The sequence below is a fragment of the Zobellella denitrificans genome (assembly GCF_002407485.1).
Classification (GTDB): Bacteria; Pseudomonadota; Gammaproteobacteria; order Enterobacterales; family Aeromonadaceae; genus Oceanimonas; species Oceanimonas denitrificans.
The window spans coordinates 90,341-114,589 of record NZ_CP012621.1; the positions used below are offsets into that span (position 1 = coordinate 90,341).

Genomic DNA, 24,249 nt, shown 5'->3' on the forward strand with positions numbered 1-24,249 from the left:
CTGGGAGAAATCAGTTCAGGGATGGTTCAGGCAACGCCGTGGGTCTTCAGCCAGCCCAGGCCCGCTTCGGTGGTGGTGGCCGGCTTGTACTCGGCGCCCACCCAGCCTTGATAGCCCACCTTGTCCAGGAAGGCGAAGATGTTGTGGTAGTTCAGCTCGCCGGTACCCGGCTCGTGACGACCCGGGTTGTCGGCCAGCTGGATGTGGTTGATGATGCTCAGGTTTTTCTCAATGGTCGGGATGATGTCCCCTTCCATGATCTGCATGTGGTAAATGTCGTACTGGAACGCCAGGTTGTCGGAGCCGACCTGCTCGATGATGTCCAGCGCCTGCTTGCTGTTGTTCAGGAAGAAGCCCGGAATGTCGCGGGTGTTGATCGCCTCGGCAATCAGCTTGATGCCGGCTTCCTTCAGCTTCTCGGCGGCGTACTTCAGGTTGGCGACGAAGGTGGCCTCGGCCTGCTCGGCGGACACGCCGGCGGGCGGGATGCCGGCCAGGCAGTTGACCTGCTTGTTGCCCAGCACCCTGGCGTAGGCGATGGCCTGGTCCACGCCGGCCTTGAACTCTTCAACCCGGCTCGGATCGACGGCAATGCCGCGGCTGCCCGCGGCCCAATCGCCGGCCGGCAGATTGAACAGCACCTGCTCCAGGCCGTTCTCGTCCAGCTTGGCCTTGATGACCTCGGCCGGATAATCATAGGGGAACAGGTATTCCACGCCCTTGAAACCGGCCTTGGCGGCGGCTTCGAAGCGGTCCAGGAAGTCGACCTCGGTAAACAGCATCGACAGGTTGGCGGCTAATTTCGGCATTGCGATGTCCTTATGTTCTTGGGGGCAAGTTCAGTATGGGCCCGGCCCCGGGCCGGGCCCATACCGTCAGTCGAGCAGGGAGATGGCGGTGGGGGCGTCGGCACCCTTCTCGGCCAGCTCTTCGAACTCGTTGATGGCGTCGATTTCCACGCCCATGGCGATGTTGGTCACCCGCTCCAGGATGACTTCCACCACTACCGGCACCTGGTGCTCGGCCATCAGCGCCTTGGCCTGTTCGAAGGCGGGGGCGATGTCTTCCGGCTTGAATACCCGGATGGCCTTGCAGCCCAGGCCCTCGACCACGGCCTTGTGATCCACACCGTATTCGCCCAGCTCCGGCGCGTTGATGTTCTCGAACGACAGCTGGACGCAGTAGTCCATGTCGAAACCGCGCTGGGACTGGCGGATCAGGCCCAGGTAGGAGTTGTTCACCAGCACGTGGATGTAGGGCAGCTTGAACTGGGCACCCACCGCCAGCTCTTCGATCATGAACTGGAAGTCGTAGTCACCGGACAGGGCAACCACCTGGCGGCCCGGCTCGGCGGCGCATACGCCCAGGGCGGCGGGAATGGTCCAGCCCAGGGGACCGGCCTGACCGCAGTTGATCCAGTTGCGTGCCTTGTACACGTGCAGGAACTGGGCGGCGGCGATTTGCGACAGGCCGATGGTGGACACATAGGTGGTGTCGCGGCCGAAGGCCTTGTTCATCTCTTCGTATACGCGCTGCGGCTTGACCGGGGTGTTGTCGAAGTGGGTCTTGCGCTGCAGGGTGCGCTTGCGCTGCTGGCACTCGGAAACCCAGGCGCTGCGATCTTTCAGCTTGCCGGCGGCTTTCCACTCCTTGGCCACTTCCACGAACAGCTTCAGCGCTTCGCCGGCGTCGGACACGATGCCCAGATCCGGGCCGAACACCCGGCCGATCTGGGTCGGCTCGATGTCCACGTGCACGAACTTGCGGCCCTTGGTGTAGACGTCGACGGAACCGGTGTGGCGGTTGGCCCAGCGGTTGCCGATGCCGATCACGAAGTCGGAAGCCAGCAGGTTGGCGTTGCCGTAGCGGTGCGAGGTCTGCAGGCCGCACATGCCGGCCATCAGCTCGTGGTCGTCGGGAATGGTGCCCCAGCCCATCAGGGTCGGGATCACCGGCACGCCCAGCAGTTCGGCGAATTCGGTGAGCAGATCGGCGGCATCGGCGTTGATCACGCCGCCACCGGAAACGATCAGCGGCTTGTCGGCGGCGTTCAGCATGGTCAGGGCTTTTTCAACCTGGATGCGGGTGGCGGCCGGCTTGTACGGGGTCATCGGCTGGTAGGCTTCCGGATCGAACTCGATCTCGGCCATCTGCACGTCGAAGGGCAGGTCGATCAGCACCGGGCCGGGACGGCCGGAGCGCATGATGTGGAACGCCTGCTGGAAGGTACCGGGCACCTGGGCCGGCTCCATCACGGTGACCGCCCACTTGGCGACCGGCTTGGCGATGGACTCGATGTCCACGGCCTGGAAGTCTTCCTTGTGCATGCGGGCACGCGGCGCCTGGCCGGTGATGCACAGGATCGGAATGGAGTCGGCGGAGGCGGAGTACAGGCCGGTGATCATGTCGGTGCCGGCGGGGCCGGAGGTACCGATACAGACCCCGATGTTGCCCGGGTTGGCACGGGTGTAGCCTTCGGCCATGTGGGAGGCCCCCTCGACGTGACGGGCCAGCACATGGCTGATCGAGCCGAGACCCCGCAGCGCGGCGTAGAAGGGGTTGATGGCGGCGCCGGGAACACCAAAGGCTTTGGTCACACCTTCCAGTTCCAGGATTTTAGCGGCTGCTTCGATTGCTTTCATTTTAGCCATAGTCGGTATCCATTCATCTGAGGTGCGCGCGGCACCGTTGTTGGTTGTCCATGGGGGTTGGCTCGCAGACCCGCCTGGTGAGGGCGGTTAACATCTGCGCAACCCATAGGCTGATAATACAAAAAAAAATGTGACGATCAACATATTTTTGGAAATCAATTTTGCATTGTGGAAAATGCAAGTTGACCCCGGTCTGTTGTGTCGCCACGATTTCCGTAGTTAATTTTATGTTTTGTATGGTTTTTTGTTTTGATTTTCGATGCGCCTGATGATTCCCGCCATTGCTTCATTAAAAATGGAAATCGATTCCTTTTATAAGGAAGGGGTGTTCCCGTCGATCCCGGGGCGGTGGCGGCCGGCGCGGAGCGGTAACAATAGTATTACGAACACATGTGTAGATACAAGATTGCATGCAAAATTGTGAACAATTTGCATTGGAAGCCGTGGCTGCCGCCGTCAGCCGCAGCGGGAGTCGCCGCAATTCAGGCAGGTGAGGCAGCCGTCGACCTGCACGGCCGCCCGGGTCAGGCACTTGCGGCACAGCCGGGCGCCGGCGGGAAAACCGGTCGCGTCCCCGCTGTGCTCCGGAGCCGGCTCCGTTGCCGGGGTGATGGCGGCCAGGTGGCGCTCGATGACATCGGCGATCTCGGCCACCAGGGAGGGCATGTAGCGTCCGCCCGGCCTGAAGTAGCCACCCTGGGGATCGAACACGGCGCGCAGCTCATCCACGATAAAGCGGATATCGCCGCCCCGGCGGAACACCGCCGAGATCAGCAGGGTCAGCGCCACCACCCATTGGTAGTGCTCCATGTTGCGGGAGTTGATAAAGATCTCGTAGGGGCGGCGCCGGCCGCCGTCTTCGTCCTGCACCAGATCGTTGATGGTGACGTAGAGGGCATGCTCGAGCAGGGGGGTCTTGATCTTGTAGGTGGTGCCCCACAGCGCCTCGGGCCGGGCCGCCGGCTCGGGCAGGGGGCCGTCCCGGGAGGAACTGGGCGTTATCACCTCGCAGCCGACGATTTTCCGCTCTATCTTGCGCATGGGTCACCTGCTCACAGCTTGCCGTAGTAGCCTTCCTTGAGGGCGTCGTACAGGTTGGCGGCGCTGTGCACCTCGCCCTCGTACTCCACCGGTTCATCGCCCCTCGCCTCGACCGTGCTGCCGTCGTCCAACAGGAAGCGATAGCGGGTGGCGGCCAGATCCCGGTCCCGCACCAGCACCCCCTGGAAGGCGGCGGGGTTGAAGCGGAAGGTGGTGCAGCCCTTGAGCCCCTGGCGGCAGGCCTGGAGGTAGAGATCCTCGAACCGCTCGAAGGGATAGTCGGTGGGCACGTTGACGGTCTTGGAGATGGAGGAGTCGACCCAGCGCTGGGCGGCGGCCTGCATCGCCACGTGCTGCTCGGGGCTGACGTCGTCGGCGGTGACGAAATGGTCGGGCAGCGCCCGGGCCGGATCCGGGCTGCCGGGCAGGGCGTCCGGATTGACCAGCCGGCGGTAGGCCAGCAGCTCGAAGGAAAACACCTCCACCCGCTCCTTGCTCTTGCGGCCGGGGCGGATGAGGTTGCGGCTGTAGTGGTGGGCGAAGCTCGGCTCTATGCCGCTGCTGGCGTTGTTGGCCAGCGACAGGGAGAGGGTGCCGGTGGGCGCGATGGAGCTATGGTGGGTAAAACGCGCCCCGGTGCGGGCCAGGTCCGCCACCAGCTCCGGCTCCTGCTCCGCCAGCCGCTGCAGGTAGCGGCTGTAGCGGGCGTGCAGTATCCGCCCCGGCACCTTGTCGCCGGCGTGGTGGCCGTCGTCCAGCAGCTCGGGGCGCAGCCGCAGCAGCGCCGGGGTGAGCTCGAAGTCCCGCAGCAGCAGGGGCGCCGCGCCCTTCTCCCGGGCCAGCTCCAGCCCGGTGTGCCAGCCGGTGAGGGCCAGCTCCCGGGTCACCCGCTCGGTGAAGGCGACGGCCTCGGCCGAGCCGTAGCGCAGCCCCAGCAGGGCGAGGGCGGAACCCAGGCCCAGGTAGCCCATGCCGTGGCGGCGCTTGTCGGCCAGCTCCCGGCGCTGCTCGGCCAGGGGCAGGCCGCTGATCTCCACCACGTTGTCCAGCAAGCGGGTAAAGACCGCCACCACCCGGCGAAAGCGATCCCAGCCGAAGCGGGCCGCCGGGGTGAAGGGGGCCTCCACGAAACGGGTGAGGTCGACCGAGCCCAGCAGGCAGCTGCCGTAGGGGGGCAGGGGCTGCTCGCCGCAGGGGTTGGTCGCGCGTATGGTTTCGCAAAACCAGTTGTTGTTCAGCTCGTTGACCCTGTCGATCAGGATAAAGCCCGGTTCGGCATGGTCGTAGGTGGCGCGCATGACCTGCCGCCACAGGGCGCGTGCCTCGATGCGCCGGTAGATCCGGTGGGCCACCCGCTGCCGGTCGTCCTCCAGGTAGCCCTGGCCGAGCGGGCCGGCCTTCCAGCGGATCTGCTCCGGGTCGGCGGTGTCCAGCCGGTCCCGCGCCACCTCGGCCGGGGTGACCGGGAACAGCAGCGGCCAGTCCCTGCCTTGTTGCACCGCGTCGAGGAAGTCTTCGCCGATCAGCAGGGACAGGTTGAACTGGCGCAGCCGGCCCGGTTCGCGCTTGGCGTGGATAAAGTCGAGCACATCCGGGTGGGCGATGTCGAAGGTGGCCATTTGTGCGCCGCGTCGACCGCCGGCGGAAGAGATGGTGAAGCACATCCTGTCGTAGATCTCCATGAACGACAGCGGCCCCGAGGTGCTGGCGCCGGCGCCGGCCACGGGGGCGTTGCGCGGGCGCAGGGTGGAAAACTCGTAGCCGATGCCGCAGCCGGCCTTGAGGGTGAGCCCGGCCTGGTGCAGCTTGCCCAGGATATCGTCCATGGTATCGGCGATGGGGCCGGAGACGGTGCAATTGATGGTGGAGGTGCCCGGCCGGCAGGCCTGGGCGCCGGCGTTGGCCAGGATGCGCCCGGCGGGCAGGGCGCCCTGCTCCATCGCCCACAGGAAGCGCTGGTACCAGGTCTTGCGCAGGGCCGGCGTGGCCTCGCCATCGGCCAGGGCCCGGGCGACCCGGCTGAAGGTGGCGTGCATATCCTGGTCGAGCGGTTCGCCCCTGTCGTCCTTCAGCCGGTACTTGCCGTCCCAGATGTCGAGGGCGGCGGGCTGGTAGTCGACCAGGGGGCCGGCGGCGGTGATCATGGGCGGCTCCGTCATACGGGGGTCACATTTATTCAGTATCGATCCATTTTGCCGCTGCGGCCCCGGCTGATGCGGGGAAACGCCAGGAGAAACATCCCGGGCGCAGGGAATTGTGCGCTGCACAAAAAAGATCTTGTAAATGTTTTTTGTGCGGTGCAATAATGACCATGCGCGCCGAGAACCCTAGTGTGATGATGATTTCTTTGTTGGCGTGCAGGGCCTATGCCTTCCCATTCTTCAGGAGACGCTAACTATGTCATTGTTCAATTTTGAAAAACTGCAAAGTGCCCAACAAGCCAACCTGGCCCAGGTACAGGGCCTGAGCGGCAGCCTGTTCGCCAGCGTGGAAAAGCTGGGCCAGCTGCAGTCCAAGGCCTTCGCCGAGCTGAGCGCGGCCCAGTTCGACTATGTCGGCAAGCTGCTGGCGGTACGGGATCCCAAGGCTTTCTTCGAGCTGCAGACCGCCTTCTTCAGCCCCACCGCCCTGCTGGATCGCCAACTGGCGTTCAACAAGGAGCTGTTCGCCCTGGTGACCGGCGCCCAGCAGGAAGTGACCAAGTTCGGCGAGCAGCAAATTGCCGCCGGCAGCAAGCAGGTGGATGAGTGGGTCGAGCAGTTTGCCAGCAGCGTGCCCGCGGCCGCCGAGCCGGCGGTCACCGCCCTGAAGACCGCCGTCAGCAACGCCAACGACGCCTATGAAAGCGCCCAGAAGGCCGCCAAGGATGCCGCCGACATCGCCGACAAGGCCCTGAAGCAGGCCGCGGAAAGCTCCGAAAAGGCCGCCAAGCAAGTGGCCGAAGCGGCCGAGAAAGGCATCAATGCCGTGGCCGCCGTCGCCACCAACACCGCGACCGCCGCCAAGACCACCCGCGCCACCAAGGCCGGCTGACTAGACAACCAATAACAACAACGGGTTGTTATCTCGTTTGGGACGATAAGGATTATTCCTTATCGTCTTTTTTTTGTTCCTGGTTCTGGTCGTTGCCGCCCGGAAAGCCGCCGAACAGGCCGAACATGTTCTGGGTGTTGAGGTAGAGCTGGCGGGACTGCTCCACGTACTGGCGCATCAGCTCCTGCATCATGGGCACCTGGCTGTGCATGAACTCGGTCCAAGCCTTGGAGGACTGCATGCCGGCCTGGGTCTGGATGTCGATCATCGACTGGATGCTCTCTTCCAGGTAACTGCCCAGCACGCCCTGGAAGGGGCCGTAGAAGCGGATGATGTTCTTCAGCATGTCGCTGGAGAAGATGGGGTCGCCGTCGCTTTCCGCCTCCTGGATGATCTGCAGCAGTATGCTGCGGGTGATGTCTTCCCCGGTCTTGGCGTCCACCACCTGGAAGGGCTCTTCCTCCTGCACCAGCCGGCGGATGTCGGCCAGGGTGACGTGGCTGCTGGTGTGGCTGTCGTACAGGCGGCGATTGGGGTATTTCTTGATAATACGGGCATCATCCTGGGGTTTGGACATGCGGCACGGGCTCTCGGCTGGCTTGGGGTTCGGGCAGTGTATCCCAATCACCGGCCGTGCTCAATTTGGCGGCGGGGCCGGCAGGGACACCTGCACCAGCAGGCCGCCCCCGGCGCGGTTGCGGATCTCGATGCCGGCCTGATGCAGGCTGGCCGCCCGGCGGACGATGGCCAGGCCGAGCCCGGCGCCATCCCCCTGCTGGGGGTTGCCCCGGAAGAAGCGTTCCCACAGCCGGGGCAGCTGGGACTCGGGAATGCCCGGCCCGGTGTCGCCGATGGTGACCAGGTAATGCGCCGCCTGGCGTTCCAGCGTCACTGCTATGGTCCCGCCCGGGGGCGTGTAGCGGATGGCATTGTCGAGCAGGTTGCCGAACAGCAGCCCGAGCAGGACCGGCTGGCCCTGGCAGGGGGCGGCCGAGGCGGCGTTCAGGCTGAGCTGCTGTCCCTTGTCCAGCGCCAGCGGAGCCAGCTCCGCCACGGTATCGCGCAGCAGCCGATCCAGTTGCAGCGGGACCAGCTCCGCCGCCTGCTGGTTGTCGAGCCGGGCCTGGGTCAGCAGCTGTTGGATCAGCCGGTCGCTGCGGGCCAGGGCCTGCAATGCCTTGTGCAGCGACTGGTCCCGGCGGTCGGGCTCCCGGGCGGCGAGGGCGTTCTCCACATGGATGCGCAGCACCGCCAACGGGGTTTTCAGCTCGTGGGCCGCCTCGTCGGTGAACTGCTGTTCCCGCTCCAGGGTGTCGGCCAGGGCCTGCATCAGCCGGTTGAGTTCCCGGGTCAGGGGCTGGAGCTCCCGCACCTTGCCCGTGGGCAGCGGGCTCAGGTTGGCCGGGTGGCGCCGGCTGAGGCCCTGGGTTAGTTGGCGGAGCGGGCGCAAGCCCTGGGCGACCAGCCACCACAGCAACAGCAGCAGCAGCGGGAGCGACAGCAGGGCCGGCAGTATGGCGCGCAGGGCCAGCTTGCTGGCCAGCTCGCCGCGCACGTCGTCCCGTTCGGCTACCAGCAGCCAGCGGCCGTGCTCCGCATCCTGCAGGGTAAAGGTGCGCCAGTCGTGCCCCTGGCCGCTCACCATCATAAAGCCGGGCTGCAGGGGAGCGATCGGCTCGCCCGGGGCCTCCGGCGAGCGCAGCAGCAGCCGGCCCCGGGCATCCAGTAATTGAAAGTACAGCTTGCTTTCGTACTGGTGGCCAAAGGGGGTGGCTTCCCGGCCGTCGTCATCGTCACCCTGCGCGGAGGGCGGGTGTTCATCGTGCCAGTCCTTGTAAACGGCGCCGCCGTCCGGCGGCGCACCGGCGTGGCGCAAATAGTCGTTGAGCAGGCGCTGGGTGATGCGGGCCGACTGGGCCAGGCGGGCGTCGAACAGTTCCTCCAGCTCGTGGCTGGTGTCCAGGTAGCCGACCAGGGCGCTGGCGGCCAGGCTGATGCTGACCACCAGCAGCACGCCGGAAAGCAGGAAACGGCGGATGGAGCGCACTAATCCCGGCTCCGCTCGACGATATAGCCCACGCCGCGGATATTGCGGATAAGTTCGGGATAGAGCTTCTTGCGCAGGTGGTGGATGTGGACTTCCACCGCATTGCTTGCGGCGCCTTCGTCCCAGCCATAGAGGCGTTGTTCCAGCTGTTCCTTGCTGAATACCCTGCCTGCATTGAGTACCAGTTCCTGCAGCAGCTTGTACTCATGGGGCGTGAGCGACACCGGTTCGCCCTGGTAGTAGGCCTGGCGGGCGTCGGGGTGCAGCTCGAGCCGGCCGTGGCGGAGCACGGCATGCGCCTGGCCCTGTCCCCGCCGCACCAGGGCCCGCAGCCGGGCATGGAGTTCCTGCAGGGCGAAGGGCTTGACCAGGTAGTCGTCGGCGCCGCCGTCGAGGCCGCGCACCCGGTCGTCGAGCGCATCGCGCGCGGTGAGGATCAGCACCGGCAGGCCGTGTCCGGCCCGGCGCAACCGCTGCAGCAGTTGCTGGCCGTCGATGTCGGGCAGGTTCAGGTCGAGGATCAGGGCGGCGAACTCCTCGGCCCTGAGCGCCTCCAGCGCCGGCAGCCCCCTGGTCAGCCAGTCGACCGTGTAGCCGGCGGCGCGCAGGGCATCGACCAGTCCATCGCCCAGCATGAGATCGTCTTCTACCAGCAGGATTCGCATCGTCCGGCTCCGCTATCGGTTATCCGCTTACGTTAAAGCCTGGCGAGGCGGGCTTCAATCTCTTTGCGCCGGCCGGCATCGGCCAGCTCCCGGCCGGGCCGGGCCGGGGCCTGCAACGCCTTGTGCAGGTAGCTCCTGGCTTCCTCCTTGCGGCCCTGCTGCAGCAGGAAATCGCCGTAGAAGAAGTTGGGATCTATGCCCTGCGGGTTGATCCGCAGCGCCTGGCGCAACAGTTGCTCGGCCTTGTCCTTGTCGCCGAACCCGACCGGCCAGCCCGGCACCTGGTAATAGAGCGAGCCCAGGCTGGTATAGGCCGAGCCATCGAGGGCGCTGGCATCCTGCTGCAGCGCCTGCTCCAGGCGGCGGCGGGCGTCCTTGACCAGCCTGAGCGCACCCAGGCCGCCCTTGGCGCCGGCCCAGGTGCTCTTGACGATGGCCGACCAGATCAGCAGATCGGTGCGGGTCGGGTTGGCGGAGCTGGCCAGGTCGGCCCGGATGCTCAGCTGCTCCAGGCAGCCTTCCCGTTCCTCATCGGCCACCTGGTATTGGCAGCGGGCCCACTGCTCCTGTATGGGGTCGAGCTTGTCGGCGGCCTGGACGGGGGGCAGGGCGAGGGCGGCGAGCAATAGCAGGGTCTTGTTCATGGCGAAATCTCCTTGTCGGCGGGATGCCCGGCGTAATGGGCGATGGTGGCGCGCTGGCGGGCCAGGGCCCGGTCCAGCAGGGCGGGGAACAGGGCGTTGAGGCGCACCAGCAGGCGTTCGGGCCAGCCCAGCCAGCGGCGTTGCTGCTGTTTCTGCAAGGCCTGCAGTGCCTGGGCCGCGACCCATTCCGGGCTGTCGGTGTGGTTGCCCAGGGCGGTGTTGAGTTCGACCACCTGCGGGCTGTTCAGGGTGGTGCGGGTCGCCCGGGGCGCGAAGTACAGTACCCGGACGCCGCTGCCGGCCAGCTCCCGATCCAGCGCTTCGCTGAAGCCCCGCAATCCGGCCTTGCCGGCGCAATAAACGCTGTAGCCCGGGTAGCCGATGGCACCGAAGGTCGAGCCGATGTTCATGATGAGCCCCGGCCGGCGCAGGCAGGGCAGCAGGCTGCGGGTGAGCAGCACGGGCATGGTCAGGTTCAGGGTCAGCTGGTGGTGGATGTCGCCGGCCGGTTGGTCCTCCAGCCAGGCGAACCGGCTGGTGCCGGCGTTGTTGATCAGCAGATCCAGGCCGCCGGCGTCCCGCACCGCCTGGACTAGGCCGTCGACGGCGCCGGGCATGAGCAGATCGACGGCGATGATCCTGTGGCGGCCGCTGTCCGGCAACCCGGCCAGCAGCCGGTTGAGGCGCGGGCGATCCCGCCCCTGCAGCAGCAGGCGGGCTCCGGCCGCGGCCAGCTCCTGCGCCAGGGCCGCACCGATGCCGCCGCTGGCGCCGGTGAGCAGCACCGTCTTGTCATTCAGCTCCATCGGCCACCTCCAGGCTGCGCAGCATGTCGCCGTACAGGCGGTACACCACCCTGGCCGCATGCACTATGGCCTCCTGGTCTTCGACGGCGGTGACCCTGTCCATCAGGCCGGCGAAGAAACGCAGGTGTTCCTGATCCAGGGCGCCGTGGGAGCTCAGGTAGCTCATGGCCTGCTCCGGCAGCTTCAGCTCCTGCCTGAGCTGCCCGGACACGGTCAGGGCGATGGCCACGCTGGTGCCTTCCAGTACCTGCACCATGCCGAACAGCGCCATCGGATTGTGGCGATCGATCTGGTGGTAGAGGAAGGCCACCATCAGCTCGATCGCCTGTCCGGGCCGGCCCTGGCGCACCGCCTCGGCGTCGCCGCCGCAGGCGCGGAGGTCGTTCAGGATCCATTCCTGATGGCCGTATTCCTCCGCGATGTATTCCACCAGGGCCTGGCGCACCCACTCGTGGGATGCGGGCATCCGGGCGCCGGCCGCCATCAGCAGCGGTACCGTATGGGAGACGTGGTGGTAGGCCTGGGCGAGAAAGGCGCGATACAGGCCGAGGGAGACCTCGCCGCGCTGGCAGGCGGCGATCACCGGGGCGCTCAGCAGGTATTCCCGCTCGGCGGCGGTGGCCTGTTGCAGGTATTGATAAAAACTCATGGAGAGACTCCTGTCAGTCGGTGGAGATGGTCGGCAAAGGCCTGGCGGATGGCGTCGCGCCGGGGCCGGCCGTTGGCGGTAAGCAGGCCGCGGGCGGCCAGGGACGGGCTGGGCACCAGCCAGTGATGGATGCGGGCGTAGTCGGGCAGGCGGCGGTTGAGGTCGGCGATCTGGCCGGCCAGTTCGTCTTCCCGCCCGGCCGCCGGCCGGATCAGCGCCACATTGGCGGGCAGGCCGTCACCGATGATCACCAACTGGTCGATGGCCGGGCAGCCCTGGGCTTCGGCCTCCACCCATTCGGGGGAGAAGTTGCGGCCGAAGGCGGTGATCTGCACGTTTTTCTTGCGCCCGGTGAGCAGCAGAAAGCCGTCGTCATCGAGCCGGCCCAGGTCGCCGGTGGCGATGTCGCCGCCCGCCGTGGGCGGGGCGCCCAGGTAGCCGAGCATGGCGCCGCCACGCACATGGATTTCGCCATCGTCGGCGATACGCACCCGCAGGTGGTCCAGGGGGCGGCCCACCGTGCCGGCCTTGTCCCGGCCCGGGGCGTTCAGGGCCACCACCGAGCCGCATTCCGACAGGCCGTAGCCCTCGTAGGCGGGAATGCCCAGGCGGCGGGCCTGTTGCAACAACCGGGGCGCGACCCGGCCGCCGCCGACCGCCACCAGCCGGAGCGAAGACACCAGATCGGGCTGGCGGGTGCACAGCCCGACCAGCAGCCGCAGCAGCTCGGGCACCAGCACCAGGCTGTGGGGCCGCCAGTGGCGGATGGCCTGGGCCAGCCGGGCCGGATCCAGCCGGCTGGATCCGGCAAAGCCGACCTCGGCCAGGCCCGGCAGGCAGGCGGTGGCGCCGAGCCACAGCGGCAGGTAGAGGCCGGCCAGGTTTTCCAGCAGGGTGGCCAGGGGCAGCAGCGTCATGTGCCGCGCCAGCTCGGGAGCGGCCAGGCGCTCCGCCAGCGCCCGTACCGTGGTGAACTGCTGCACCAGGCTCAGGCAGACCCCCTTGGGCTGGTCCGTGGTGCCCGAGGTATAGGTGATCCTGGCGGTGCCGGCGGGCAGGGCCGGTGGTTCGGGGCAGGGGCGGCGCCAGCCGGTCAGTCCGGGGGCCGGGGACCAGGGTTGCCAGCCCTCGGCGGGCGGCCCGATCAGGGTGTCGGCACCGCTGCTGTCGAGCAGCCACTGGCGCTGTTGATCACTGAAGAAACCGGGGACTGGCACGGCCACCAGCCCGGCCCGGGCGCAGGCCAGGTCGAGCAGGGCCCAGTCGATGCCGTTGTCCAGCGCCAGCGCCAGCCGCCGGGTGCCGGACCGCGCCAGCGCCTCGGCCAGGGGCTCGATGCGGCCGGGCAGTTCCCGGTAACCGAGCCGGCGGTCCTTGTCGAGCAGGGCCGTGGCGTCGCCCCGGTGGCGGGCGTGCTCCGCCAGGCGGGTCCACAGATCGGTCATGAGCGGGCCTCCCGTGAGCGGGGATGCAGGTCCGGGCCCGGCGCGATCAGCGACAGCAGCAGGCTGTTTTCGGCGAGGATGCGCTGGCCTTCGGCCAGCGCGCCGGCCATGACCCTGGGCTGGTGCCGGTAATAGCTGCCCCAGCACTCGGCGTCCGGCCCCAGGCGCTCGGCGGTGGCATCCGCCAGCATCGCAGGGTTCAGATGCAGCCGGTGAAAGCTGTTGAGCAGGCCGCGGGTGGCGGTAAAGACGACCCACTCCAGCCCCTGCCGGTGGAGTTGCTGGCAGATGGCGGCGAACATCAGCCGGCCGTTGCCCGGTGCGCTGGTCGCCAGGTTGCCGATTTCCACTATGCCGGCCCGGGGAACCGGGCGGCGGCAGTGAGCCCCGAGCCGCTGCTCCACCGGCTGGTCCAGGTACTGCTCCAGATAGAGCGGGGCCTCGTCGGCGAACTGCAGGCCGCAGGCGGCCACCAGGTCGCCGTCGGACTGATAGAGCCCCAGCAGCAGCGGCAGGAAATGCGGAATGCGGGCCTCGAAAGCCTGCAGGTAGGCGGCCTGGATAAAGGCCTCCAGGCGGGCCCGCTCGGTGCCGGTGGCGGCCGCGCGCAAGCGGTAGGGGGGATGAAGTGGCTTGCTCATGATGTCCTCCGTCAGACATTATCGGCAAGCCTAGAGGAGGAAACTTAAGCCTGGCTTAAGCCGGCGAGCGACGGTGAAAGAGAGAGGTCGCCACGCCGTTTGCCGCCGTCCATGGCGCGCAACGGGGTGGCGGTGGTTTCCGCAACCTCGTCATCTGCTATCATCGGCGCCGTTGACCACCCATTTCAGGAACCCTCATGCAAATTACCGACAACACCGTAGTGCAGTTCAATTACACCCTGAAGGGCGAGAATGGCGAGGTGCTGGAAAGCAACGCCGGCCAGTCGCCGCTGGCCTACCTGCACGGCCACCGCAACATGATGGCGGGGGTGGAAAAGGCCCTGGCGGGCAGGGAAGCCGGCGAGCGGTTCAGCGTGACCCTGCCGGCCGCCGAGGCCTACGGCGAGCGCAAGGACGGCCTGACCCAGCGGGTGCCGGTCAAGCACCTCACCGGCGCCGCGCGCTGGCGGCCGGGCATGACCGCGGTGGTGCACACCGACCAGGGCCACCGCCAGGTGACGGTGCTCAAGGTGGGCAAGTTCATGGCCGAGGTGGATCTCAACCATCCCCTGGCCGGCCGCACCCTGACTTTCGAACTGGAGGTGGTGGCGGTGCGCCCCGCCAGCGAGGAAGAAATCGCCCACGGCCACGCCCACGGCGAGGGTGGCCACCACCACTGAGTGGCTGATCCTCATAAAAAAGGCCGGCGTGAACGCCGGCCTTTTTCACATCTGGAGTGCCGAACAGTCTGACAATCAATCAGCTCGATGCTGCTCCTGTCGGCGCCGACTGGCACTATACCAAGCCGTACGGATGGGCATCCGGTGACCGAATGGCGCTCCGTCTGCCTACCTCATGGTCACGAATTCTTCCGCCGCCGTGGGGTGGATGGCCACGCAGGCGTCGAAGTCGGCCTTGGTGGCGCCCATCTTCACCGCCACCGCAAAGCCTTGCAGGATCTCGTCCATGCCGAAGCCGATGCCGTGGATGCCCACCACTCTTTCATTGTCGCCCGCGCACACCAGCTTCATCTTGCAGGGCTGGCGGTGCCGGGTCACGGCGGTGTACATGGCGGTGAAGGAGGAGCTATACACCTTGACCTGATCGTCGCCGTACTGGGCCCTGGCCTGGGGTTCGGTCAGGCCCATGGTGCCGATGGGCGGGTGGCTGAACACCACGGTCGGCACCAGATCGTAGTCCATCCTGGCCTCGGGCTTGTTGTTGAACAGCCGCTCGGACAGCTGCCGTCCGGCCTTCACCGCCACCGGGGTCAGCTCCACGTAGCCGATGTTGTCGCCCACCGCGTATACGCCCGGGGCTGTGGTGTTCTGGTACTCGTCCACCTTGATGTAGCCGTGCTGGTCCACCGACACGCCGGCGGCTTCCAGGTTCAGGCCCTTGGTCAGCGGGCGGCGGCCGATGGCCCAGATCAGGCAGTCCACATTGAGCGACTCGCCATTTTCCAGGTGCAGGGTCAGGCTGCCGTCGGCGTGCTTTTCCACGCTTTTGGGAATGGAATGGGGGTGCAGCCGCAGGCCCTCGGTGGCCATCACCTCCACCAGGGTATCGGTGAGCAGGGGATCGAAGCTGCGCAGCGGCGCCTGCTTGCGCACCAGCAGGTGGGTCTCGGAACCCAGCGCGTTCAGCACCCCGGCCAGCTCCACCGCGATGTAGCCGGCGCCGACCACCGCCACCCGTTTGGGCTGCTCGGTCAGTTCGAAGAAGCCGTTGGAGTCGATGCCGTGCTCGGCCCCCGGAATATGGGGGATGATGGGCTCGCCGCCGGTGGCGATCAGGATATGGTCGGCGGTGATTTCCTCGCCGTTCACTTCGACGGTGTGGGCGTCCCTGAAGCGGGCGAAGCCCTTGATCACCGTCACCTTGTTGTTGCCCAGCACCCGCTCGTAGGACTGGTGGATGCGGCCGATATAGGCCTGGCGGCTTTCCACCAGCGTGCTCCAGTCATGGCCCTTGAGTTCCAGGTCGAAGCCGTAATCGGCGGCGTAGAGCTTGACCGCCTCGGCGATCTGGGCGCCGTGCCACATCACCTTTTTCGGTACGCAGCCCACGTTGACGCAGGTGCCGCCCAGATCCTTGGCTTCAATCAGCGCCACTTTCTTGCCGTACATGGCCGCGCGGTTGGCGGAGGCGATACCGCCGCTGCCGCCGCCGATGGCGATATAGTCGAAATGTTGTGCCATATGTCTGCTCCGTGGTGGAATGGGGGTCAATTAACACTGTTGGCCGATTGTACACCAAGTTTCTGCCGGGCATCTGGTCAGTAATTGAGCACTCCGGCGGTCAATCAGGGAACAGGATCAGGAAAAGCTTGAACATTGGCGCCGCCGTCATCATGTTAGGGAATATCCCCTCCCTGCCCGCGGGCAGGCGACGGCCAAAACAATAAGAGGTACAGGACCATGACGAATCCGCTACTTACCATGGACGGCTTGCCGCCGTTCAGCCAGATCAAGCCGGAGCACATCAAGCCGGCGGTGGAGCATGCCATTGCGGATTGCAAGAAGCGGGTGGAAACGGTGCTGGCGCGCCACGAGGAGTTCACCTGGGACAACCTGGTGGCGCCGCTGGAGGAAGTGAACGACCACCTGAGCCGGATCTGGTCGCCCATCGGCCACCTGAACGGGGTGATGAACAGCGAGGCGCTGCGCCAGGCCTATGAGTCCTGCCTGCCGCTGTTGTCCGAGTACCATACCTGGATGGGCCAGCACGAGGGCCTGTTCGAAGCCTACCAAAGCCTGGCGGACCGGGACGATTTCAAGAAGCTGAGCCTGGCCCAGCAGAAGGAGGTGGACAACACCCTGCGCGACTTCCGGCTGTCGGGCATCGCCCTCGAAGCGGAGCAGAAGAAACGCTTCGGGGCCATCCAGGCCCGGCTGTCGGAGCTGGCTTCCACCTTCTCCAACCGGGTGCTGGACGCCACCCAGGCCTGGGTCAAGCACATCACCGACCAGGCGCTGCTGGCCGGCCTGCCCGAGTCCGCCCTGGCGGCGGCCGAGGCCCAGGCCAGGGCCCGGGAGCTGGACGGCTGGGTGTTCACCCTCGACATTCCCTCCTACCTGCCGGTGATGATGTACGCCGATGACGCCGCCCTGCGCGAGGAGCTGTACCGGGCCTATTGCACCCGGGCCTCGGATCAGGGCCCCAATGCCGGCCAGTTCGACAACACCGCCATCATAGAGGAAACCCTGGCGCTCAAGCAGGAGCTGGCCGAGCTGCTGGGCTACGACAACTATGCCCAGGTGTCCCTGGCCACCAAGATGGCCCGGAGCGAGCAGCAGGTGCTGGACTTCCTCGAACAGCTGGCCGAACGCTCCCATCCCCAGGGCGAGGCGGAACTGGCCGAGCTGACCGCCTTCGCCCGCGAGCAGCACGGCGTCGCGCGGCTCAACGCCTGGGACATCAGCTACTACGCCGAAAAGCTCAAGCAGCACAAGTACGCCATCTCCGACGAGGAGCTGCGCCCCTACTTCCCCGAACAGAAGGTGGTGCACGGCCTGTTCGAGACCGTGAAGCGGCTGTTCGGCATCAAGGTCAGGGAGCGCTTCGGGGTGGAGGTGTGGCATCCGGACGTGCGCTTCTTCGACATCTACGACGACAGCGGCGAGCTGCGCGGCAGCTTCTACCTGGATCTCTACGCCCGCGCCAACAAGCGCGGCGGCGCCTGGATGGACGACTGCATCGGCCGCCGCTACCGGGAGGACGGCAGCCTGCAGAAGCCGGTGGCCTACCTGACCTGCAACTTCAACGGCCCGGTGGGCGACAAGCCAGCCCTGTTCACCCACAACGAGGTGCTGACCCTGTTCCACGAGTTCGGCCACGGCATCCATCACATGCTGACCAAGGTGGACGTGGCCGGGGTGGCCGGCATCAACGGCGTGGCCTGGGACGCGGTGGAGCTGCCCAGCCAGTTCCTGGAAAACTGGTGCTGGCAGCCCGAGGCGCTGGCCTTTATCTCCGGCCACTTCGAGACCGGCGAGCCGCTGCCGGCGGACATGCTGGAGCGGATGCTGGCGGCGCGCAACTTCCACTCGGCGCTGATGATGCTGCGCCAGCTGGAGTTCGCCCTGTTCGACTTCCGCCTGCACATGGCCCGGGACGGCGCCCGGCCCGGCCGGGTACAGGAAATACTGAACCAGGTGCGCAGCAGGGTATCGGTGCTGCCGCCGCCCGAGTTCAACCGCTTCCAGCACAGCTTCTCCCACATCTTCGCCGGCGGCTACGCGGCGGGCTACTACAGCTACAAGTGGGCCGAGGTGCTGTCCAGCGACGCCTTCGCCCGCTTCGAGGAGGAAGGGGTGTTCTCGGCCAGGGTGGGCCGCGACTTCCTGCACGCGGTGCTGGAGCAGGGCGGCGCGAAAGAGCCGATGGAGCTGTTCAAGCAGTTCCGCGGCCGGGAGCCGAAGATAGACGCCCTGCTGCGCCACTCCGGCATCGCCGCCTGAGGGCACAGAAACATAAAAGGTGGCCGAGGCCACCTTTTTTGTGCCCGCCACTGGCCAGGCCCCGGCCGGATAAGGTATACACGGGTGACTCGCACGGGCTCTCGGACAATTTGGCGGTATGGAAAGCAAGGTCGCATCATGGTTTAACCTCTGGTGCCTGGATCAACTGGTGGAACAGCAGGTGGCCGACGGCGCCCTGTTGTGCCGGTTGCAGGAGGGGGGATGGCAGCCGGTGCTGGCCGCCGGCGTGGCCTTGCCCGAGGTGGCCCTGCACGGGTTGCGCAAGGGCCGGCAACCGCTGGGCCGGCATCACTGCCGGGCGCTGCAGGCCGGCGCGGGCTACTTCCTGTCCCTGTCGCCCTGTTATCCGGGCTATGGCCTGCTGTTCCTGTGGCAGCGCCGGGGCCAGCGCCTGCCGGCGGCCACCTGGCCCCGGCTGTTCCGTGCCATCTTCAGCCAGCACGATCGGGCCCGTATCGCCACCCGCTCGCTGATCCTGCTCAACCATCTGCCCCTGCCGCTGCTCAAGCTGAGCCCGACCGGCACCATCCTCTGGAGCAACCCCCAACTGCAGCGGGCCCTGGGCTTTGCCCCGGCCGAGCTGTCGGGCAAGTCGGTCAGCTACCTGACCCATTCCGCCGACTGGCCCGACAGCCTGCGCCTTTACCAGCGCCTGGGCCAGGAGCCGGGGCAGGGCATGGCCACCCTGGAGCAGCGTTACCTGCACCAGAACGGCCAGGTGTTCCGGGGACGCATGCACCTGACCCTGGTGCCCGACGAGCAGGGCCGGCCCGATCATTTCGTCGGCCTGCTGGAGGGACTGGAGCGGCAACGTCCGGACGAGGGCGGGCTGCAGCTGACCCAGAGCCTGGAGCAGTTCCGCCCGGAAGGGCTGATGATCTGCGATGCCAGCACCCGCATCCTGGCGGTGAACCCGGCCTTCGAGCGCATCACCGGCTACACCGCCTGCGAGGTGATCGGCCGTTTCCCCTCGCTGCTGAAGTCGGGCATGCATGCCAAGGAGTTCTACCAGGCCATGAACGCCGCGCTGCGGGAGCACGGCTGCTGGCAGGGCGAGGTGTGGAACCGGCGCAAGAACGGCCAGGTGTACCCGGAATTTCTCAGGATCACCACCCTGCGGCAGCGGGGGCGGGTCCGCCAGTACCTGGCGGTGTTCAGCGACATCAGCCACGTCAAGCCGTCGGCGCCGCAGCCGGTGCAACTGGCGGAGGAAGACGGCCTCACCGGCCTGGCCAACCGGGCCAGCTTCCAGCATCGCCTGAACCTGTGCTGCCAGGGGGGTGAACCCTTCGCCCTGATGATCCTGGATCTCAACAACTTCCGGCTGTTCAACAACGCCATGAACCACAGGGTGGGGGATCAGGTGCTGCGGGAAGTGGCGGGCCGGCTGCGGAGCCGGCTGCGCGGCGGCGATTTCCTGGCCCGCATCGGCAGCGACGAATTCGCGGTGCTGGTGCCCGGCATAGTGCAGCACCGCCAGGCGCGCATCTTCGGCAAGCACCTGCTGGGTGCGCTCAACCGGCCGCTGCACCTGGCCAGCCAGCACCTCTACGTGGATGCCACCCTGGGCGGGGCGCTCTGGCCCGGCGCCGAGGAGGAAGACGCCGAAAGCCTGCTGCAGCACGCGGAGCTGGCGCTGTTCGGTGCCAAGCAGAAAAAGCAGTCCCTGGCCCTGTACGACAGCCAGCTCAACCGCTTTCAGAGCCGCCGGCTGCGGCTGCAGCACGAGCTGGTGGAGGCCATCAAACAGGGCGGCCTCAGCCTGCACTACCAGCCCATCGTCGCGGCCGGGACCGGCAGCATCACCAAACTGGAGGCACTGGTGCGCTGGCAGCATCCCGCCCTGGGCTTCATCTCCCCGGCGGAGTTCGTGCCGGTGGCGGAGGAGTGCGGCATGGTGCAGGCCCTGGGCGACTGGGTGCTGAACCGGGCCTGCGCCGACCTGCGCCGGCTGCACCAGGCCGGCTACGACCTGGACATGGCCATCAACCGCTCCAGCCTGGAGTTCCAGAGCCTGGGGCTGGACGGCGGCGAATGGCTGTCGGTGATCCAGCAGCACGGCCTGTCGCCCCGGCACATCATCTTCGAGATCACCGAGTCCCTGTTCATGCAGGGCAATGAACAGCACCTGGAGCGGATCCGCGCCCTGCGCGAGGCGGGTTGCCGCATCGCCATCGACGATTTCGGCACCGGCTATTCGGCGCTCAACTACCTGCGCGCCTTTCCCATCGACCTGGTCAAGATCGACAAGAGCTTTATCGACCACCTGCCCGGCAACCGGCGCGACGGCCTGCTGCTGGAGGGCATACTGCGCATCATCGGCGACCTGGGCATGTCGGTGGTGATCGAAGGGATGGAAACCGAGGCCCAGGCGGCGTATCTTGCCGCCCAGCCCTGCCATTACCTGCAGGGCTACCTGATCGCCCGGCCCCTGGCCATTCGTGAATTGCTGCCTTTTTTGGAGTCCTATGGCGGACACTCAGTACCCGATACAGATTGATGTGGAAGACCCCGCCCTGGCGGACGAGGGCGGGCAACTGGCCCGGCGCCTGGCCGGGGTGACGGCGCCGGCGCCCTTCGCCCTGGTGTACAGCCAGGGCCGGCTGGAGCTGCGCAAGCTGGACGAGCCCAAACTCGGCGCCGTGTTCGTGGACTTTGTGGAAGGCGCCGTGGCGCACCGGCGCAAGTTCGGCGGCGGCCGGGGCCAGAGCATCGCCCGGGCGGTGGGGCTCAAGCACGGCCACAACCCGAGCGTGGTGGACGGCACCGCCGGCCTGGGCCGGGATGCCTTCGTGCTGGCCTCGCTGGGCTGCGCCGTGACCCTGTGCGAGCGCCATCCGGTGGTGCACGCCCTGCTCGCCGATGGCCTGCGCCGGGCGGCCCTGGATCCGGAGATCGGTGGCTGGGTTGCCGAGCGACTGCGGCTGCTGCCGTTCGGCCAGGGCCTGGCGGACATCACCGACGCACCGGATGTGGTCTACCTGGATCCCATGTTTCCCCACAAGAAGAAGTCGGCGCTGGTGAAGAAGGAAATGCGGGTGTTCCACTCCCTGGTGGGCGCGGACGAAGACGCCGACGCCCTGCTGCCCCAGGCGCTGGCCCTGGCCCGCGCCCGGGTGGTGGTCAAGCGGCCCGATTACGCCGGCTTCCTCGACGGGGTCACGCCTTCGGCGCAGATCGAGAGCAAGAACAACCGCTTCGATCTCTATGTGAAAGCGGCGCTGTAGGCCGGCAGCCGGGCGGGCTGCTTGCGATGGCGATACGCGAGGAAGTATGCTGTAAATTAGTTTATACTAATTTAAATCGGCTTCCGCCATCAGGAGGACAACAACATGACTCGGCACGGCGCCCCGCTCGTCAGGGCCTTTCTGGACCAAGACAGCGAAACTTTCAGCTATGTGGTGTACGACCGGCCCGGCGGCCAGGCGGTGGTGATCGACCCGGTGCTGGACTTCGACTACAAGTCGGGCCGTACCCGCACCGACACGGCGCAACAACTGGTGGACTTTGTCCGGGAACAGGGGCTGACCCTGCACTGGATACTGGAAACCCACGCCCACGCGGATCACCTGTCGGCGGCCCCCTTCATCCGCGAGCAACTGGGCGGCAGGATCGCCATCGGCGAGCATATCCGGGAGGTGCAGGGCATCTTCCGCCGGGTCTTCAACCTGGAACGGGCCTTCCTGCCCGACGGCAGCCAGTTCGATCAGCTGTTCGCCGATGGCGACACCTTCGAGGTGGGCGAACTCCGCTTCCGGGTGATGCACACCCCCGGCCATACCCCGGCGGATTTGGCCTATATCGTCAACGAACAGGCGGTCTTCGTCGGCGATACCCTGTTTATGCCGGATGTGGGCACCGCCCGGTGCGATTTTCCCGGCGGCAGCGCGAGCCGGCTGTACCAGTCCATCCATCGTCTGCTGGCCCTGCCCGAGGACACCGTCATCTATATCTGTCACGACTATCCCAGGCCGGGACGGGAACACCAGTACCTGACCACGGTCGGCGAGCAGCGCCGGCACAATATCCATGTGCGGGAGGGCGTCGAAGAGGCCGAATTCGTGACGATGCGCGACGAGCGGGACGCCACCCTGGCCATGCCCCGGCTGATCCTGCCGGCCATCCAGGTCAATATCCGCGCCGGTCGTATGCCGCCGCCGGAAGACGACGGCGGCATCTACCTGAAGATCCCCATCAACCGCTTGTAGCCGCCTGAACGGCAGGCTCAGGCCTGCTGCAGCATGGCGGTGATGGTGCCGGCCTGGCTGCGGATGCGCGCCACCACCTGACCGGCCCGGGCCGACACCTCGGTGGACTGGCCCTTCAGCTCGTCCATCAGCCCCATGAAACGGCCCAGTTCGGCGGCCTGGCTGTCGGCGTGGCCGGCGCCCCGCTCCGCCACCGTGGTGGTGGCCTGGGAGGTGGCGCGCACCTGCTCGGTCACCTCCATCAGGGTCTGGGCCTGATCGTGCTGGGCGGCGGCGGCCTGCATCATCTTGCTGATGGTCAGGTTGAGCTCGTCGCTGGCCAGGCGCAGCCGCTCCATGATGCCGCCGATCTCGCTGAGCGAGCCCTGGGTATTGCCCGAGAGCTTGCGCACCTCGTCCGCCACCACCGCGAAGCCCCGCCCGTGCTCCCCGGCCCGGGCCGCCTCGATAGCCGCATTGAGCGCCAGCAGGTTGGTCTGTTCGGCGATCTGCTGGATCACCCCGATGATGGCGGAGGCGTCGCCGACCGAGCGGACCAGGCTGTCCAGGGCCTGGCGGCCGGTTTCGGCGGCCTGCTGGCTCTGCTCGGCGGTGTGTACCAATTGCTCCACCTTTTCCCGGCTGACGCCCATGGCCTGCAGGTTGTCGCGGGCGGTGAGGGCGATGTCGTCGGTGGCCTGGCGCATCTGCTGGGCCAGGTGGTTGAGCTCGTTGACCATGTCGACGCTGCCGCTCATGGTCTGGTCGGTGGTCTGGGTATGGCGCTGGATATCCAGCACCTCTTCGATCATCTGCTCCAGGGCCTGGGACACGTGCTGCAGCTGCCCGGCCCGGCTGTGCTGCTGTTGCTGCAGGCTTTCGATCAGGCCGTTGAAACTGGTGGCGATCTGGCCCAGCTCGCTGTTGGGGTGGGTTACCGGCAGGGTGGCGAGCTGGCCGTCCTGCACCAGCTGGCGGAAGGCGTTGCGCAGCAGGCGCAGGCGGTTGACCACCAGCACCCGCTGGAACAGGTAGCTGAGCAGGGCGAACAGCAGCAGGGTGGCGCACAGGGCCAGCAGCAGCAGGGCCAGTTGCCGGTATTCCTGCACGCGGACCGCTTCCTGCCGCTCCACCAGCAAATCCAGCTGTTGCTCAATGTCGTTCAGGCTGGCGCCCAGGGCGTCCGAGGCCTGGCCGCGCAGGGCCAGGGTGTCCTGGGTGTTGCCCAGCTCCTTGGGGTAACGGTTGAGCAGGCTGTGCACCTCCCGGCGGGGGGCCTCGCCCAGCTCCACCGGCTTGGGTTTGCGCAGGGCGAACTCGTCCACTTCCTGCTCCTGGTAGATGCCCAGCAGGGGCAGGGCCTGGAGCTGGACGGACAGCTGGGTCAACTCGTTCAACTGAAAGTCCAGGGCCTGGCGGAGCTGGGGGCTGTTGTCGCCGATATAGCCCTGGCGCAGGTGGATAAGGCGGGGCAGGGCGGCCAGCATTTCCCCCACCAGGGCCTGGTAGCGGGGGGCCAGGCTGTGGGGGGCGTCGGCGTAGCGGGCCAGGGCCCTGAGCTGGTCGGCCAGCTCCTGTTCGGCGTGTTGCAGCAGGTGCTGGCTGTTGCCGGAAAGCTTGCCCGCCTCGCGGAAGTCGTGGGTCAGCTGCTGATGGAGCCGCGCCACCGCCTGTTGCGCCGGCTCGCCGCCGGCATGGTGGCCGAGGGCGGTTTCCATCGCCTGCAACTGGTGCTCGGCCTCGGTCATCAGGCTGGTGTCGCCGCTCGCCAGGTAGGCGGAGATGGTGCGGTAGAGGGAGATATTGGCATCGCGGCGCAGCTGCTCCAGCCCGGCGCGGGTTGCTTCCCCCTGCTGCAGGCGCAGATCTCCCAGGTAGAAGGCGCCGGCCAGCAGCAGCGCCAGGGCGATCAGCAGCAGCGAAGACAACATCGAAAACAGCGAAACTTTCATCGGC

The 24,249-nt window shown here is 66.9% G+C and carries 20 protein-coding genes; 6 read left to right on the forward strand and 14 right to left on the reverse strand.

Annotated features, from left to right (window positions below):
- Positions 1–26: 26 nt before the first annotated feature.
- The 4 genes from hyi to AN401_RS00420 all read right to left on the reverse strand — a co-directional run bounded on the left by hyi (position 27) and on the right by AN401_RS00420 (position 5,851).
- Positions 27–809: a hydroxypyruvate isomerase gene (gene hyi / locus AN401_RS00405; RefSeq protein ID WP_094041043.1), complete on the reverse strand. Its 783-nt coding sequence runs from the start codon at positions 807–809 to the stop codon at positions 27–29.
- 66 nt (positions 810–875) lie between these two features.
- The gene (gene gcl / locus AN401_RS00410; RefSeq protein WP_096778255.1) at positions 876–2,651 is read right to left on the reverse strand and encodes a glyoxylate carboligase; all 1,776 of its coding nucleotides are present in this window, start codon (positions 2,649–2,651) and stop codon (positions 876–878) included.
- A gap of 456 nt (positions 2,652–3,107) precedes the next feature.
- The gene (locus AN401_RS00415; RefSeq protein ID WP_094041041.1) at positions 3,108–3,692 is read right to left on the reverse strand and encodes a TSCPD domain-containing protein; all 585 of its coding nucleotides are present in this window, start codon (positions 3,690–3,692) and stop codon (positions 3,108–3,110) included.
- 11 nt (positions 3,693–3,703) lie between these two features.
- Positions 3,704–5,851 (reverse strand): adenosylcobalamin-dependent ribonucleoside-diphosphate reductase, encoded by a 2,148-nt coding sequence (locus AN401_RS00420; RefSeq protein ID WP_096778256.1) that lies wholly within the window; start codon positions 5,849–5,851, stop codon positions 3,704–3,706.
- A gap of 238 nt (positions 5,852–6,089) precedes the next feature.
- Between AN401_RS00420 and AN401_RS00425 the strand changes: the two genes are divergently transcribed.
- Positions 6,090–6,725 (forward strand): phasin family protein, encoded by a 636-nt coding sequence (locus tag AN401_RS00425; protein WP_094041261.1) that lies wholly within the window; start codon positions 6,090–6,092, stop codon positions 6,723–6,725.
- 52 nt (positions 6,726–6,777) lie between these two features.
- Here AN401_RS00425 and phaR read toward each other — a convergent pair whose 3' ends face one another.
- Genes phaR through AN401_RS00465 form a run of 8 tightly spaced genes read right to left on the reverse strand, consistent with a single transcriptional unit; the run spans position 6,778 to position 13,622 of the window.
- Positions 6,778–7,302: a polyhydroxyalkanoate synthesis repressor PhaR gene (phaR, locus tag AN401_RS00430; protein WP_094041263.1), complete on the reverse strand. Its 525-nt coding sequence runs from the start codon at positions 7,300–7,302 to the stop codon at positions 6,778–6,780.
- A gap of 60 nt (positions 7,303–7,362) precedes the next feature.
- Positions 7,363–8,772: an ATP-binding protein gene (locus AN401_RS00435; protein ID WP_096778257.1), complete on the reverse strand. Its 1,410-nt coding sequence runs from the start codon at positions 8,770–8,772 to the stop codon at positions 7,363–7,365.
- Complete coding sequence (locus AN401_RS00440; protein WP_094041266.1) at positions 8,772–9,437, reverse strand: response regulator; 666 nt, start codon at positions 9,435–9,437, stop codon at positions 8,772–8,774. The genes AN401_RS00435 and AN401_RS00440 overlap by 1 nt, the downstream gene beginning before the upstream one ends.
- A gap of 32 nt (positions 9,438–9,469) precedes the next feature.
- Entirely contained in the window at positions 9,470–10,081 is a 612-nt protein-coding gene (locus tag AN401_RS00445) for a tetratricopeptide repeat protein (protein ID WP_096778258.1), read from the reverse strand.
- A complete protein-coding gene (locus tag AN401_RS00450) occupies positions 10,078–10,887 on the reverse strand; it encodes an SDR family oxidoreductase (RefSeq protein WP_096778259.1) in 810 nt (269 codons plus the stop codon). The genes AN401_RS00445 and AN401_RS00450 overlap by 4 nt, the downstream gene beginning before the upstream one ends.
- Positions 10,874–11,536, reverse strand: a complete 663-nt coding sequence (locus AN401_RS00455) for a TenA family transcriptional regulator (RefSeq protein ID WP_096778260.1) — start codon at positions 11,534–11,536, stop codon at positions 10,874–10,876. The genes AN401_RS00450 and AN401_RS00455 overlap by 14 nt, the downstream gene beginning before the upstream one ends.
- Positions 11,533–12,981, reverse strand: a complete 1,449-nt coding sequence (locus AN401_RS00460) for an AMP-dependent synthetase/ligase (protein ID WP_096778261.1) — start codon at positions 12,979–12,981, stop codon at positions 11,533–11,535. The genes AN401_RS00455 and AN401_RS00460 overlap by 4 nt, the downstream gene beginning before the upstream one ends.
- Positions 12,978–13,622 (reverse strand): thermostable hemolysin, encoded by a 645-nt coding sequence (locus AN401_RS00465; RefSeq protein WP_096778262.1) that lies wholly within the window; start codon positions 13,620–13,622, stop codon positions 12,978–12,980. The genes AN401_RS00460 and AN401_RS00465 overlap by 4 nt, the downstream gene beginning before the upstream one ends.
- A gap of 197 nt (positions 13,623–13,819) precedes the next feature.
- On the opposite strand from AN401_RS00465, the gene AN401_RS00470 reads away from it, so the two are divergent.
- The gene (locus AN401_RS00470) at positions 13,820–14,302 is read left to right on the forward strand and encodes an FKBP-type peptidyl-prolyl cis-trans isomerase (RefSeq protein WP_094041068.1); all 483 of its coding nucleotides are present in this window, start codon (positions 13,820–13,822) and stop codon (positions 14,300–14,302) included.
- A gap of 168 nt (positions 14,303–14,470) precedes the next feature.
- On the opposite strand, the gene gorA is transcribed toward AN401_RS00470, so the two are convergent.
- Positions 14,471–15,823: a glutathione-disulfide reductase gene (gorA, locus tag AN401_RS00475; RefSeq protein ID WP_096778263.1), complete on the reverse strand. Its 1,353-nt coding sequence runs from the start codon at positions 15,821–15,823 to the stop codon at positions 14,471–14,473.
- A gap of 219 nt (positions 15,824–16,042) precedes the next feature.
- Here gorA and prlC point away from each other — a divergent pair, with 219 nt between their 5' ends.
- From prlC to AN401_RS00495, 4 genes are all read left to right on the forward strand, one after another.
- The gene (prlC, locus tag AN401_RS00480; protein WP_096778264.1) at positions 16,043–18,085 is read left to right on the forward strand and encodes an oligopeptidase A; all 2,043 of its coding nucleotides are present in this window, start codon (positions 16,043–16,045) and stop codon (positions 18,083–18,085) included.
- A 118-nt stretch (positions 18,086–18,203) separates the two neighbouring features.
- Positions 18,204–20,606 carry a putative bifunctional diguanylate cyclase/phosphodiesterase gene (locus AN401_RS00485; RefSeq protein ID WP_096778265.1) on the forward strand — a complete coding sequence of 801 codons (2,403 nt, stop codon included), beginning with the start codon at positions 18,204–18,206 and terminating at the stop codon, positions 20,604–20,606.
- Positions 20,575–21,333: a class I SAM-dependent methyltransferase gene (locus AN401_RS00490; RefSeq protein ID WP_094041064.1), complete on the forward strand. Its 759-nt coding sequence runs from the start codon at positions 20,575–20,577 to the stop codon at positions 21,331–21,333. Before AN401_RS00485 ends, AN401_RS00490 begins: the two co-directional genes overlap by 32 nt.
- A 105-nt stretch (positions 21,334–21,438) precedes the next feature.
- Positions 21,439–22,314 (forward strand): MBL fold metallo-hydrolase, encoded by an 876-nt coding sequence (locus AN401_RS00495; RefSeq protein ID WP_094041063.1) that lies wholly within the window; start codon positions 21,439–21,441, stop codon positions 22,312–22,314.
- A 17-nt stretch (positions 22,315–22,331) separates the two neighbouring features.
- Here AN401_RS00495 and AN401_RS00500 read toward each other — a convergent pair whose 3' ends face one another.
- Complete coding sequence (locus AN401_RS00500; RefSeq protein ID WP_096778266.1) at positions 22,332–24,245, reverse strand: methyl-accepting chemotaxis protein; 1,914 nt, start codon at positions 24,243–24,245, stop codon at positions 22,332–22,334.
- Positions 24,246–24,249: the final 4 nt, after the last annotated feature.

What these genes read in the sequence shown, in the direction of transcription:
- hyi (WP_094041043.1), bottom strand. Translation starts at nt 809, where the DNA reads ATGCCGAAATTAGCCGCCAACCTGTCGATGCTGTTTACCGAGGTCGAC.
- gcl (WP_096778255.1), bottom strand. Translation starts at nt 2,651, where the DNA reads ATGGCTAAAATGAAAGCAATCGAAGCAGCCGCTAAAATCCTGGAACTG.
- AN401_RS00415 (WP_094041041.1), bottom strand. Translation starts at nt 3,692, where the DNA reads ATGCGCAAGATAGAGCGGAAAATCGTCGGCTGCGAGGTGATAACGCCC.
- AN401_RS00420 (WP_096778256.1), bottom strand. Translation starts at nt 5,851, where the DNA reads ATGACGGAGCCGCCCATGATCACCGCCGCCGGCCCCCTGGTCGACTAC.
- AN401_RS00425 (WP_094041261.1), top strand. Translation starts at nt 6,090, where the DNA reads ATGTCATTGTTCAATTTTGAAAAACTGCAAAGTGCCCAACAAGCCAAC.
- phaR (WP_094041263.1), bottom strand. Translation starts at nt 7,302, where the DNA reads ATGTCCAAACCCCAGGATGATGCCCGTATTATCAAGAAATACCCCAAT.
- AN401_RS00440 (WP_094041266.1), bottom strand. Translation starts at nt 9,437, where the DNA reads ATGCGAATCCTGCTGGTAGAAGACGATCTCATGCTGGGCGATGGACTG.
- AN401_RS00445 (WP_096778258.1), bottom strand. Translation starts at nt 10,081, where the DNA reads ATGAACAAGACCCTGCTATTGCTCGCCGCCCTCGCCCTGCCCCCCGTC.
- AN401_RS00450 (WP_096778259.1), bottom strand. Translation starts at nt 10,887, where the DNA reads ATGGAGCTGAATGACAAGACGGTGCTGCTCACCGGCGCCAGCGGCGGC.
- AN401_RS00455 (WP_096778260.1), bottom strand. Translation starts at nt 11,536, where the DNA reads ATGAGTTTTTATCAATACCTGCAACAGGCCACCGCCGCCGAGCGGGAA.
- AN401_RS00460 (WP_096778261.1), bottom strand. Translation starts at nt 12,981, where the DNA reads ATGACCGATCTGTGGACCCGCCTGGCGGAGCACGCCCGCCACCGGGGC.
- AN401_RS00465 (WP_096778262.1), bottom strand. Translation starts at nt 13,622, where the DNA reads ATGAGCAAGCCACTTCATCCCCCCTACCGCTTGCGCGCGGCCGCCACC.
- AN401_RS00470 (WP_094041068.1), top strand. Translation starts at nt 13,820, where the DNA reads ATGCAAATTACCGACAACACCGTAGTGCAGTTCAATTACACCCTGAAG.
- gorA (WP_096778263.1), bottom strand. Translation starts at nt 15,823, where the DNA reads ATGGCACAACATTTCGACTATATCGCCATCGGCGGCGGCAGCGGCGGT.
- prlC (WP_096778264.1), top strand. Translation starts at nt 16,043, where the DNA reads ATGACGAATCCGCTACTTACCATGGACGGCTTGCCGCCGTTCAGCCAG.
- AN401_RS00485 (WP_096778265.1), top strand. Translation starts at nt 18,204, where the DNA reads ATGGAAAGCAAGGTCGCATCATGGTTTAACCTCTGGTGCCTGGATCAA.
- AN401_RS00490 (WP_094041064.1), top strand. Translation starts at nt 20,575, where the DNA reads ATGGCGGACACTCAGTACCCGATACAGATTGATGTGGAAGACCCCGCC.
- AN401_RS00495 (WP_094041063.1), top strand. Translation starts at nt 21,439, where the DNA reads ATGACTCGGCACGGCGCCCCGCTCGTCAGGGCCTTTCTGGACCAAGAC.
- AN401_RS00500 (WP_096778266.1), bottom strand. Translation starts at nt 24,245, where the DNA reads ATGAAAGTTTCGCTGTTTTCGATGTTGTCTTCGCTGCTGCTGATCGCC.